Origin of the sequence: Polaribacter sp., assembly GCF_051251875.1 — a bacterium.
GTDB lineage: Bacteria > Bacteroidota > Bacteroidia > Flavobacteriales > Flavobacteriaceae > Polaribacter.
Genome location: NZ_JBPOGL010000016.1, coordinates 72,890 through 85,251, shown reverse-complemented (window position 1 = coordinate 85,251; position 12,362 = coordinate 72,890). Strand labels below are relative to the sequence as shown.

The window sequence follows — 12,362 nt, the reverse complement described above, 5'->3', positions numbered from 1 at the left end:
TAATTCGTCTTTGGTTGCTGGCCAAGGCGCATCTGCTAAATAAGATGCTAATTCTAATGTCCAATACATTTCTTAATATTTAATTTTGTGCAAAAATAATTTTTTTACCCAATTATGCAAGTCTTTTTTAAGAAATTTTATCAATAAAAAAAGAACGTTTTAATTTTTTTCGGGAATCCATTGGATTTCCTTTGTTTCTAAGTCTTTAGACAACTTCCGTGCCAACACGAAAAGAAAGTCAGAAAGTCGGTTTAAATATTTTAAAATGTCATGATGTACATTTTCGACTTCACTTAACTCTACAGAAAGCCTTTCAGCTCTTCTACAGACGCATCTAGCAATGTGACAAAATGACACGGTTTGATGTCCTCCGGGTAAAATAAAATGAGTCATTTGAGGAAGTTCTGCATCCATTTCGTCTATTTTTTCTTCTAAAAAAAGAATAGAATCCACATTAATTTTAGGAATGTTTAAGCGCTCTTTTCCATTTTTTAAAGTTTCCTTTTCTGGTGGAGTTGCTAACATTGCGCCTAAAGTGAACAATTCATTTTGAATTTTTAGCAACGTTTCTTTGATAGAAATACTTATTTCTTGGTCTTTAATTAAGCCAATATATGCGTTTAATTCATCTACCGTTCCGTAGCTTTCTATACGGATATTGTGTTTTTTTACTCTTTTGCCGCCAAACAATGCTGTTGTACCAGCATCACCAGTTTTTGTATATATTTTCATTCGAAAGAGTTCTATGTTTAAAATTTAATTATCAAAGTTACAACGATTAAAAATTGCAACCTTCATCATTAACAAAATTTAACAATTAGATTTTATGACCTTATTATAAAATGTTCTTTTGCTTGTTCTGTTCTAAAGAAAATAAGACCAAAATAAAACAAGTCAATGGTAACAGTTGCTTCCTTTTTTTTGATCATTTCTAACCACTTAAAGTTAGATTTTTTGTTCTGATAAATTCCGTGAATTATCAAAATATCATTAAAATCTAAGTACTTAAAATCATCTACGTATTTGTGTTTTATTTCACTTATAATCAGATTATTGTGTATTTTATTTAAATTAAAACTTGAGCTATTGGTGTTGTGTGTTATTTTATGTAAATGAAAATAGTTTACAATCTTTAAAAGTACTTTTTGTTCTTTTTTACTAATAAAATTAAGTTCAAGATTTTTAAAAACATTCTTGTTGTTTTTATTTTTGGAATACAATCCCTTGGTAACAAAACTATATACAAATGGAGAGTGAACACCATGTTGATTTGTAGAATTAAAGATAAATTTGAGATATGAAATTGTTTTGAAAAACATTAAATTTTAGTATTTTTAAGGGGTGCTGAGCTCTTTAAATTTGAGCCAAAACTATAAGATGTAAATCTATAAAAATTGATTTCTTTTGTGATAAAAAAGTTGATTAATTTTCCTTTTGCGATGCTGTCAACTTCATTTTTTTAAATCCGTAGAAAAAGCGTCATTTGTTGTTGATGTGTTTGTTGCTTCTTCCGCTGTTGTTTTTATTTTGATGCTGGCTGTTGAAAATACAAAATTTTTGTTTTCGGAAAATGTAGCATCCAGAATGTAATCTGTTGCCTGTGCAATTGGTAAATTTACATCGATTATTTTTTTAGCAAGCGTATTGTTTGTATTCAATAAAAATGAATCGGAGTAAAACAATACTGGCATTTTGTCCGATTTTTTTAAAATTGCCAACCCATTATCTTTTTGTTTTTCTAAATAATCTACAGAAAGTAGGTTGTTTTTTATGGCTAAATTTAAAATTCTGCCAGGGTTATTTTGAATTTCTTCCTCAGGAAAACCATAATTTATACGTGTAAATTTGTCTTTAACTGGTAAAATGTCTTTTATGTTGATAAATAAAAGTGTCATTAAAAAATGATTAAATTAGCAACAACAAACATACATAAATCTATTGTAATGATTTTAGAAACGGAATATGCTCCTTACTTTAAACAATACCTTAAACTTGTTACTAATGAAGGAAAATCAATTATAGAAAATTTAGAAGAATCTCAAAAAGAGTTTGATGTTGTATTAAGAGGTTTGTCTGTTGATAAACAAAACTTCTCTTATGCCGACGGAAAATGGTCTCTGAAAGAATTAATACAGCATGTGATAGATACAGAACGTGTGTTTTGTTATAGAGCATTGTGTTTTGCAAGAAATGATACAACTGCTTTGCCGGGGTTTGATCAGGATATTTTTGTAGAAAACTCAAAGACAAATTCTAGAGTTTTTAACGATGTATTAGATGAGATGCAAATAGTAAGAAAAGGGACGATTTTTCTTTATAAGAGCTTTTCTAAAGAGGCTTTGTTAAGAGTTGGAGTTGCTTCTGGTAATAAAATGTCTGTTAGGGCTTTAGGTTATTTGTTTTCTGGTCATCAAAAACATCATTTAAATATTGTTAAAGAAAGATATTTATAATAAAAATAACCGAAGCTAAAACTTCGGTTATTTTTTATTATCAATTTAATATTCAGTTTTATCTAATTTCTCAGACCATTTTTGAAAAGGTTCTAAGGCAATTTCTCTTCCTATTTGTTCAAAAGGAATACTTCTTTTCTCATAGGGTAAAGGAATTTCTTTATAAATAAATTCGTCATCAAAACCAATGTTTGCTGCATCTTGTTGATTACTTCCGTAAAAAACTTTGTCTGGTCTTGCCCAGTAAATAGCACCTAAACACATTGGACAAGGTTCACAAGAAGTATAAATAATACAACCATCTAATTGAAAAGAACCAATATTTTTACAAGCATCTCTAATTGCGGTAACTTCTGCATGTGCAGTTGGATCATTTGTAGAGGTTACTTTGTTATTTCCGCGTCCAATTATTTCTCCGTCTTTTACAACAATACAACCAAAAGGCCCACCTTCATTATTATTCATACCCTTTAAAGCTGCTTTTACAGCTTCACTCATAAATTCTTCGTGGTTTGTCGTCTTCATTTTCTGTTATTATGATTTATTTCTTTTAGCCAAAAAAAGCTGCAAGAATTATGCAGCTTTTAATAAGTTATAAAAATAATGATTTTTATTTCAATGCTCCAATCATTTCTTCTGGTTTTACCCATTCGTCATATTGTTCTGGAGTAACATAGCCCAAACGTACGGCTTCTTCTTTTAAAGTAGTTCCGTTTGCGTGTGCAGTATTTGCAATTTCTGCCGCTTTATAATATCCTATTTTGGTATTTAAAGCAGTTACCAACATTAAAGAATTGTTTACTAATTCTGTAATTCTATCGTGATTTGGTTCAATTCCTGCCGCACAATTTTCGTCAAAAGATTTACAAACATCTCCAATTAATTGCGCAGAGTGTAAAACATTGGCGGCCATTACTGGTTTAAATACGTTTAATTCATAGTGCCCTTGAGCACCGCCCATTGTTACTGCAACATCATTACCCATTACTTGTGCTGCAACCATTGTCATAGCTTCACATTGTGTTGGATTTACTTTTCCTGGCATAATTGAAGAACCTGGTTCGTTTGCAGGAATAATAATTTCTCCAATTCCAGATCTTGGTCCTGAAGCCATCATTCTAATATCATTTGCAATTTTATTTAAAGAAACTGCTATTTGTTTTAAAGCGCCATGAGTTTCAACTAAAGAATCATGAGCGGCTAAGGCTTCAAATTTATTTTCTGCCGTAATAAAAGGCAATCCTGTAAATTTGGCAATGTATTTGGCAACTAAAACATCATATCCTGCTGGTGTATTTAAACCTGTACCAACAGCAGTTCCTCCTAAGGCAAGTTGAGATAAATGCTCTAATGTGTTTTTTAATGCTTTAATTCCGAAATTTAATTGTGCTACATACCCAGAAAATTCTTGTCCTAAAGTTAGGGGAGTGGCATCCATTAAATGTGTACGTCCTATTTTTACAACGTCTGCAAAAGCTTCTGATTTTGCTTTTAAAGTGTCTCTTAATTGCTCTATTCCAGGAATGGTAGTTTCTATAATTTTCTTGTAAGCTGCAATGTGCATGCCTGTTGGAAAAGTATCATTTGATGATTGTGATTTGTTTACATCATCATTTGGTTGAATGGTTTTATCTCCTTCACCAATTACTTTTCCTGCAATTTCATGTGCTCTGTTGGCAATTACTTCATTCACATTCATGTTAGATTGTGTACCAGAACCTGTTTGCCAAATTACTAAAGGAAATTGATTGTCTAATTTACCTGCTAAGATTTCATCACAAACTTGGGCAATTAAATCTCTTTTTTCGGTTGCCAAAACGCCCAATTCTGTGTTTGTAAACGCAGCTGCTTTTTTTAAATATGCAAAACCATAGATAATTTCTAGTGGCATAGAAGCTGCATCACCAATTTTAAAGTTGTTTCTTGAACGTTCTGTTTGTGCACCCCAATATTTATCGGCGGGTACATTTACGTTCCCCATGGTGTCTTTTTCAATTCTATATTTCATAATTATGATGTAAATTTTTGATGAAGCTAAATTACAAAAAACTATGTTTACATAATGTTGATAATTGTCATTTTTAGATAACTAAAAAAAATATTTTTTTGATAGGGCTTTTTTCAAAATAAGTATTATTTTTGCTGTAATAATTTTTATAATATACAAATGTTAGATTTTTCAGAGTTTTCAGGATTGGTTTTATTCATGTTTATTTTTACAACTGGTTTTTGGTTGTTAATATTCTTATTAACATTTGTGGTTCCTTATTGGATTGGTGGAACTATTTGGGAAAACATGAAATTAAAGAAAGAAGCAAGAAAAGCTGCTGAAGGAAAGTAATTACTAATTTTTTACTTTAGTTAACTTATATAGAATAAAACTCGTAACGCATTATGGCGTTACGAGTTTTTTTTGTGGGTTTGAGTGAGCGCGTTAGGGATTGAAGCATTTGTTTGAGCTCTTTTTTGAGATGCTGATTTTTATCAGCATCTCAAAAAAAGCGAGTGCGGAAAGCCCGTTTAAACGCCCAAATTAAAATTCATCTCCGCCACCATCATCGTTGCCGTTTTCTTTGGATCTTTTTTCTGCTTGATTTTTATTTTGATTAAATCTGTAGGTGAAGTTTAAGGAGATTTGGCGTACTCTTCTTTGAAAGGTTTGGTCTGTTATATTTGTGGGGTTTTCTCTACTTGGGGCATAACTTTTAATTTGATATTTTCTTGAATTAAAAAGATCGCTTACGTTTAAGACTACGGTTGCTTTGTCTTTTAAAATATCTTTACTAAAGGCTAAATTTGTAGATAAAATGCCTTCTACATCTGATTGTGCCTCACTTTTTGGACCATAATAGAATAATCTAGTTTGCGACTGAATGTCCCAAGGAAGTGTAATTTTTGCATCGAAACGGGTAAACCACGTGGTGCTTTTTGTATCAAAATTTTGGGTAATATTTGTAATGACATTTGTATTAGGGTCTGTTGTACTGTAGGTATATTCTCCGTCTGTTTGGAATTGAAAAAAGTTAAAACTGGTAGAAAAACGAACTTTTCTACTGGCATTGTAATTGGCGGTAAATTCAAAACCAGTTCTATCTTCTGAGGCTAAATTTATAGGTTGCCTTATTAAAATATTGGTTTCTTTGCCATTTACAATTCTAACATCTTGACGGTTTACTCTTTCTATATTGTTTATGGAATGTTGGTAATATAGCGATGAGTTTAAGGTTAGTTTTCCCCATCTGTTTAAGTATCCTAAATCGAAAGAATTGGTGTATGTTGGGTTTAAATCTACGTTTCCTTTTGAGATAATGGTTTCACTTGTTCTGCTTTCAAACGGATTTAAATATCTAGAACGTGGTCTTCTTAATCTTCTGCTATAGCCTAAAGTAAAGCTTTGGTCTTCTGTCATTTCATAGCCAAGATTTACAGTAGGAAAAAAATCCGTATAATTTTTGCTGTAATTTTCATTGGTGTTTACCAGTTTAATATCAATATTAGTAAGTTCTGCACGCAAACCAATTAAGTATGAGAATTTGTTAATTTTACTTCCATATTGTGTGTAAAAAGCATTTACGTTTTGTATAAATTCTAAATTATTAGAAGGATTGTATCTTGGATCTAAATTTGGTGCAAGTACTAGATAATCTGATGTTAAGTCTTGAAAACTACCACGATATCCGGCTTCGAATTGAGAATTTTCTCCTATTGGTAATACGTAATCTGCTGCTAATAAGTTGTCTATAGAAACTTCATCTGTTGTGTTGGTTTCTGGATTTGTGTCTGTAATAATTGCTGATTCATTTTCTTCACCTTTACTATATTGGTAGTCTAAGGTTAATTTGTGTCCTTTATCATTGATGTTATTAACGTAATTTAAAGAGTACTGTATGGTTGTATCATCTTCACTTTCATCTTGAATACGGTTAAAATTGTATAAATTATTTTCTAAAGCATCAAAAGAACTGATGTTGTTGGTTGCAACATCTTGTCCGTTAGAATCTCTTAAGAATACACTACCGGTTATTGAGCTTTTTTTATTTATATAATATTCTAACCCAATATTTCCGTTGAAGCCTTTTCTACTTCTAAGATAATCTCTGTTTTCTATTCTTGTGCTATCTATACTTCCGTTTGATAAATAGATAATATCAGAATTGTAAATTCCGGGTCCACTACTATCATTATAACCAAAATTTGTAAATAGATTTATTTTTTTTGTTCGTAAGTTTAAATTTACTGCTCCTTGATAGTTTTTTGGGTCTCCCACGGTGGCATTTACAGAGCCGTTAAAGCCGGTAGCTTTTCCTTTTCTTAAAATAATATTTAAGATTCCTGCGGTTCCTTCAGAATCATATCTGGCAGAAGGAGAGGTAATTACTTCAACTCTTTCTATAGCGTCAGAAGGTAATTGTCTTAAGGCATCTGTGCCACTTAAACCTACCAAAGCAGATGGTTTTCCGTCTATTAAAATACGTACATTTTCGCTTCCACGTAAACTTACAGTTCCTTCGGCATCTACATCTACAGAGGGCACGTTGTCTAAAACATCTGAAGCTGTACCGCCTTTTACTGTCATGTCTTTACCAACATTATATATTTTTTTGTCTAAACGAATTTCAACGGTAGATTTTTCTGCAATTACCACAACTTCATCTAAACTACTAGAGTCTTCGGCTAATTTTATGGTACCTAAACTTTTATTACTTAAAATTTCTTGTTCGGCAAGTTTTATAGTTTTAAAAGAAATAAACTCAACGTTAATTTCATACAAGCCTTTTGGAGTTACAATGTTAAAAAATCCTTTTTCATCTGTAATACCGCCTGTAATTTTTTGTGTCTTTGTGTTTTTTAGAACAATAGTTGCATATTCTAAAGGTTGATTGGAAATTTCATCAACAACTTTTCCTGAAATAGTAATCCCTTCTTTTATAGGTTTTTGGGCTAATAGAAAAGTTGAAGTTAAAAGGCAGAGTAGTAATAACGTAGTTTTTTTCATGGCTGATTTTGAATAGTTCTTCAAATAAGACAGCAAAGTTGATGTTAAGTTTAAACAGAAGAGGTTAAAGAAACGTTAAAAGTCTTTAAGAAATATGCACATTTTGACTCAAATTTTACAAGGAAATTTAAAGTGTTAAAAAATAAAAATTATAGTATTTTTAAATTAAAATAGTGCGCTAGATTTGTTCTAATTTAAAAATTAAATAATGTCTAAAATAGCTTCTGGCGGTCTTCCTATTACTGCTTTTTTACCATTAATAACTATTGGACGTTCTATTAACTTTGGATTGTTTACCATGGCTTTTATAATTTCTGAATCTGAAAGTTCTTTTCCTTTAAATTCTTCCTTCCAAATTTTTTCTGTTTTTCTAACCAATTGAATAGGAGAGATGCCTAATAAATTGATGATTTCTGCCAATTCTTTTTCAGTAGGAATGTCTTCTAAATATTTTACAATCTGAAATTCTTTTCCTGAGTTTTCTAAAATTTCTAATCCGCAGCGAGATTTACTGCATCTGTTGTTGTGGTATATTTTTATCATTTTTTTAAGGTTTAAAATTTGAATTTTTTTAGGATTTAAAGATGCTAAATTTTTATATTAACCAACAACCAACAACCAACAACCAACAACTGATAACTGATAACTGATAATTGATAATTGATAACTGATAATTGATAACTGTACACTGATAACTGATAATTGCACACTGTACACTAAACACAGTTAACTGCTTTTCTGTCCATTTAGCATTAAATATGCTTTTAAAAACGAGTTGATATTTCCGTCCATAACAGCATCTACATTACCAGTTTCATGGGCTGTTCTAACATCTTTTACTAATTTATAAGGATGCATAACATAGTTTCTAATCTGGCTTCCCCATTCGTTTTTCATTTTATTGGCTTCAATATCATTTCTTGCTGCTTGTTGTTTTTGCAATTCAATTTCATACAATTGCGACTTTAACATTTGTAAGGCTGTTGCTCTATTATCATGTTGAGAACGAGAGTTTGAACACTGAATTTGAATTCCGGATGGTTTGTGTGTTAGCTGTACTTTTGTTTCTACTTTATTCACATTTTGTCCGCCAGCACCACTAGATCTTGCGGTTACAATTTCTATATCTGCTGGGTTTATATCAATTTCAATAGAATCATCGGCAACAGGATACACGTACACAGAAGCAAAACTTGTATGGCGTTTTGCGTTAGAATCAAAAGGTGAAATACGCACCAAACGATGCACACCATTTTCTCCTTTTAACCAACCAAATGCGTAGTCTCCATCAATTTCTACGGTAATTGTTTTTATTCCAGCAGAATCTCCAGCTTGATAATTAAGTGTTTTTAGTTTAAACCCTTGTTTTTCTGACCACATGCTATACATTCTAAAAAGCATTTCTGCCCAATCGCAACTTTCTGTTCCGCCTGCGCCGGCTGTAATTTGTATTACTGCGGATAGCGAATCTCCTTCTTCAGACAACATATTTTTAAACTCAATGTCTTCTAAAAAAGTGCTTACTTTTTCGAACTGTTCTTCAATTTCTGTTTCTTCAACTTCACCTTCTTTATAAAACTCATATAAAACATTTACATCTTCATTTAATGTAATGGCTTTTTTGTAATCTTCTACCCATTTTTTCTTAAAACGCAATTCTTTCATTAAAAGTTCTGCTTCTTTTGGGTTGTTCCAAAAATCTGGATTTGCCGTTTTTTCTTCTTCGTTGGCAATTTCTATGAGCTTTTTATCTATTTCTAAATAATTTTTTAGCTTTTCTATTCTAGTGTCAATATCTTTAAGTTGGTCTTGTGTAATCATAAGTTGAACAAAAATAAAGGAATTTTTAAGATTCTTTGTTTTATAAGTTGATAGTTATTTTAATATTTAGAAATAAACTGAATCAACAATAATTTCAGTTGAGTATATATAGGGACTCCTGTTGAAGTACTTCCTTCAACTTCTATAAGAAATTTATAGTTGGCATCAAAAGTGAATTGATAAATTACTAGAGAAGTACCAAAAATTCCGTTGTTGACGTAGCATTACTATTAATTAGTAATTTTTTTGATTATTTAAGATACTAACAAAATAGTCAATAATAGGTAAGATTTTTCATTGGATAAATTATAATATGTCTAAAATCAAATTTAGTGTTAACTTATTAAGTTTTGGCAATAAATATTTTAAAAATAATACTATTTTAGTCTTTGGCTTTTATAAAAAATACTTAAAGAATGATCATAGATTTAATTTCCGATACAGTTACCAAACCAACAAAAGAAATGTTGGCTGAAATGATGAGTGCCAAAGTAGGTGATGATGTTTTTAAAATGGACCCAACTACCATTGAGTTGCAAGAAAAAGCAGCAAAACTATTTGGTATGGAAGATGCTTTATTTTTTCCTTCGGGAACCATGGCAAATCAAACAGCAATAAAATTGCATACACAACCTGGAGATAAATTAATTTGCGATAAATATGCACACGTGTATAATTATGAAGGTGGTGGAGCAGCATTTAATTCTGGAGTAACATGCAAATTAATTGATGGAAATAGAGGAATGTTCACAGCAGTGCAATTAGAAGAAGCAATTGCCGGTCGTTCTGATATTCATGTTCCATTTTCTAGATTGGTTTGTATAGAAAATACCACGAATAAAGGAGGAGGCGCTTGTTGGGATTTTTCTGAATTAGAAAAATTGCAGAAAATATCAAAAGAAAATAACTTAGCTTTTCATTTAGATGGCGCACGTTTGTTTAATGCTTTGGTGGCTAAAAATGAAACTCCACAACAATATGGAAAACTTTTTGATACTATTTCTATCTGTTTGTCTAAAGGATTGGGTGCGCCCATTGGTTCAATTTTATTAGGTTCTAAAGTACATATTGCAAAAGCTTTACGAATTAGAAAGTTGTTTGGTGGCGCCATGAGGCAAGTTGGTTTTTTAGCAGCAGCCGGAATTTATGCTTTAGACAATCATGTTACAAGATTAGCCGATGATCATAAAAAAGCCAAAGAAATTGGGCAAGTATTAGAAACAGTATCTTATGTTACAAAAGTAGAATCTATAGAAACTAATATTGTAATTTTTTATGTTGATAAAAAAATAGGTGACGCCAATTTTATAAAAAAAATGGAAGAAAAAAACATCTTATTAACGCCAATGGGCGATGGAAAAATTAGAATTGTAACTCATTTAGATTATACCAATGAAATGCACGAAGTTCTTTTAAAAGAACTAAAAAATTTCTAAAAATAAAAACGAACAATTGGTGAAAAAGCAGAGCCGTAAATACTTTTGTTTTTATCATATAAAACATCATATCTAAAACCAAAAGCAAATCTACCTTGGTTGTACGCTACCCCTAAATGCAATGCCGGAAAATTGGAGCTGTACGAATTTACACCATCTTTTTGATTCAAATAAAGTTGTTCTAATTCCGTTGAAAGTTGAAGATTAACAACAGGTATTTGATACAAACCTATAATGCTTGCTCCATATACATTTGAAGTAAAGGTATCATATTTACTGTATTGATAAGACAGACCTGCTCCTAAAGAAAAACCGTTGTTAAAATCATAAATGGCACTTGGTGAAATACCCAACGTAGTTTGTGAACCAAAACTAGCACTTACACCACCACCAATACGAACGTGTTCCCAGAAATCACTTTTTTGTTGTGCAACAACAGAAAGAGAAAAACTTAAAAATGTAAGAAGGACATATTTTTTCATTGTAAAATTAATTAGTCTCGTCTAATTTAGCCAATTCTTTGTAATTTCTATTCAATTTTTTTAATAAAATTCCGTAAAGCAATTGATAAAATAACCATAAAACACCTAAAATAACCAAAGTTACAACCAGTGTAAGTAAAATAATTAAGAATATTTGTTTTGTATTTAAGTCTTCAATTTTAAAGTTTATTTCTGCTACCATTACAATAATCATCAATAGTGCAATGTAACCAAGATTAAAAAGCACATAGTTTCTGACTGTTTTTCTAGTTTTCAGAATTTTTTTCATCAATTTTTTGGTAGAATCAATGGTAGAAATACTTTTATAATTTTTATAAAACATCACTAAAAAGTAGAACAAAATTAGATATGCTAAAATTTGCGAGTAGTACACAAAATTAATTAATCCTATTTTTTCATATTCAGCATACGCATCTTCCATATCTAAGAAAAAGTACATAGAGTTTAAGACAACAAATTCTAAAATACCAATTATAAATATCCATTTAACAATAGATGAAGACCTTAACTGAGTCATTTTATAAATTTCAACAGAAGTTACTTTATGAGTATCTTCAGGTTGATTTTCCCAAGTTTTTTTATATTTTTCTAATAAATCCATGTTATTATGGGTTTAAGATATTTTTTAATTTTTCTTTTGCTCTATTCATTTTCACTCTTGCATTTACGTTAGAAATACCTAATGTTTCCGAGATTTCTTTGTAGGGTTTGTCTTCTAGGAATAAAAATATTAACGCTTTATCAATGTCATTTAATTCATGAATTGCTTTGTACAATGCCTTTAACTGTATTTCTTCCGTATCATCATAATCAGTAGCTTTAATTTTATAGGCAAAATCACTTATATCTTGCGTTTTTATAGTTCTTGTGGACTTTCTATATAGAGAAATAGCGGTGTTTAAAGCCACTCTATACATCCATGTACTAAACTTAGAATCGCCTCTAAACTTCGGATAGTTTTTCCAAAGTTGTATGGTTATCTCTTGAAATAAATCATTATGAGCACTTTGGTTTGTAGTATAAACCCTACAAATTTTATGCGCTATGTTCTGATTTTGTTCAAAGTCCAATAAAAAATTCTTCTCTAAATCTTTCTGCACTTGTAAATTGGTTAGTTATCTATTAGTATCACAAAAGTATAAATTGTTACATT

General features: G+C 30.6%; 14 protein-coding genes and 1 pseudogene. 3 read left to right on the top strand and 12 right to left on the bottom strand.

From position 1 onward, the window contains the following. From ACSHW5_RS09085 to ACSHW5_RS09070, 4 genes and pseudogenes are all read right to left on the bottom strand, one after another. A pseudogene (locus tag ACSHW5_RS09085) lies at nt 1-69 on the bottom strand (DUF2795 domain-containing protein); the annotation flags it as partial. 90 nt (nt 70-159) lie between these two features. Next, entirely contained in the window at nt 160-732 is a 573-nt protein-coding gene (locus ACSHW5_RS09080; RefSeq protein ID WP_435675806.1) for a cob(I)yrinic acid a,c-diamide adenosyltransferase, read from the bottom strand. A 92-nt stretch (nt 733-824) separates the two neighbouring features. Continuing rightward, nucleotides 825-1,319, bottom strand: a complete 495-nt coding sequence (locus ACSHW5_RS09075) for a hypothetical protein (RefSeq protein WP_435675805.1) — start codon at nt 1,317-1,319, stop codon at nt 825-827. Nucleotides 1,320-1,451: 132 nt separating this feature from the next. After that, a complete protein-coding gene (locus ACSHW5_RS09070; protein WP_435675804.1) occupies nt 1,452-1,895 on the bottom strand; it encodes a hypothetical protein in 444 nt (147 codons plus the stop codon). A 6-nt stretch (nt 1,896-1,901) separates the two neighbouring features. On the opposite strand from ACSHW5_RS09070, the gene ACSHW5_RS09065 reads away from it, so the two are divergent. Continuing rightward, complete coding sequence (locus ACSHW5_RS09065) at nt 1,902-2,453, top strand: DinB family protein (protein WP_435675803.1); 552 nt, start codon at nt 1,902-1,904, stop codon at nt 2,451-2,453. A 45-nt stretch (nt 2,454-2,498) separates the two neighbouring features. On the opposite strand, the gene ACSHW5_RS09060 is transcribed toward ACSHW5_RS09065, so the two are convergent. Both ACSHW5_RS09060 and fumC read right to left on the bottom strand, forming a co-directional pair. Further along, complete coding sequence (locus tag ACSHW5_RS09060) at nt 2,499-2,978, bottom strand: nucleoside deaminase (RefSeq protein ID WP_435675802.1); 480 nt, start codon at nt 2,976-2,978, stop codon at nt 2,499-2,501. Nucleotides 2,979-3,063: 85 nt separating this feature from the next. Continuing rightward, nucleotides 3,064-4,461 (bottom strand): class II fumarate hydratase, encoded by a 1,398-nt coding sequence (fumC, locus tag ACSHW5_RS09055; RefSeq protein ID WP_435675801.1) that lies wholly within the window; start codon nt 4,459-4,461, stop codon nt 3,064-3,066. A 159-nt stretch (nt 4,462-4,620) separates the two neighbouring features. Between fumC and ACSHW5_RS09050 the strand changes: the two genes are divergently transcribed. Then, nucleotides 4,621-4,794 (top strand): hypothetical protein, encoded by a 174-nt coding sequence (locus ACSHW5_RS09050; protein WP_435675800.1) that lies wholly within the window; start codon nt 4,621-4,623, stop codon nt 4,792-4,794. 192 nt (nt 4,795-4,986) lie between these two features. Here the strand turns inward: ACSHW5_RS09050 and ACSHW5_RS09045 are convergent, their stop codons facing one another. From ACSHW5_RS09045 to prfB, 3 genes are all read right to left on the bottom strand, one after another. Then, entirely contained in the window at nt 4,987-7,449 is a 2,463-nt protein-coding gene (locus ACSHW5_RS09045) for a TonB-dependent receptor domain-containing protein (protein ID WP_435675799.1), read from the bottom strand. Between the two features lie 201 nt (nt 7,450-7,650). Beyond that, complete coding sequence (gene arsC, locus ACSHW5_RS09040) at nt 7,651-7,992, bottom strand: arsenate reductase (glutaredoxin) (protein ID WP_435675798.1); 342 nt, start codon at nt 7,990-7,992, stop codon at nt 7,651-7,653. Between the two features lie 183 nt (nt 7,993-8,175). Continuing rightward, nucleotides 8,176-9,270: a peptide chain release factor 2 gene (gene prfB / locus ACSHW5_RS09035; protein WP_435675797.1), complete on the bottom strand. Its 1,095-nt coding sequence runs from the start codon at nt 9,268-9,270 to the stop codon at nt 8,176-8,178. Between the two features lie 416 nt (nt 9,271-9,686). Between prfB and ACSHW5_RS09030 the strand changes: the two genes are divergently transcribed. Then, nucleotides 9,687-10,706, top strand: coding sequence for a threonine aldolase family protein (locus ACSHW5_RS09030; RefSeq protein ID WP_435675796.1), 1,020 nt, complete (start codon nt 9,687-9,689; stop codon nt 10,704-10,706). Here ACSHW5_RS09030 and ACSHW5_RS09025 read toward each other — a convergent pair. Genes ACSHW5_RS09025 through ACSHW5_RS09015 form a run of 3 tightly spaced genes read right to left on the bottom strand, consistent with a single transcriptional unit; the run spans nt 10,703 to nt 12,309 of the window. Beyond that, nucleotides 10,703-11,188, bottom strand: a complete 486-nt coding sequence (locus ACSHW5_RS09025) for an alpha-ketoglutarate decarboxylase (protein ID WP_435675795.1) — start codon at nt 11,186-11,188, stop codon at nt 10,703-10,705. The two genes, ACSHW5_RS09030 and ACSHW5_RS09025, sit on opposite strands and share 4 nt — an antisense overlap. Before the next feature lie 7 nt (nt 11,189-11,195). Beyond that, nucleotides 11,196-11,810 (bottom strand): hypothetical protein, encoded by a 615-nt coding sequence (locus ACSHW5_RS09020; RefSeq protein ID WP_435675794.1) that lies wholly within the window; start codon nt 11,808-11,810, stop codon nt 11,196-11,198. A gap of 4 nt (nt 11,811-11,814) precedes the next feature. Next, nucleotides 11,815-12,309 (bottom strand): RNA polymerase sigma factor, encoded by a 495-nt coding sequence (locus ACSHW5_RS09015; protein WP_435675793.1) that lies wholly within the window; start codon nt 12,307-12,309, stop codon nt 11,815-11,817. Between the last annotated feature and the right edge of the window lie 53 nt (nt 12,310-12,362).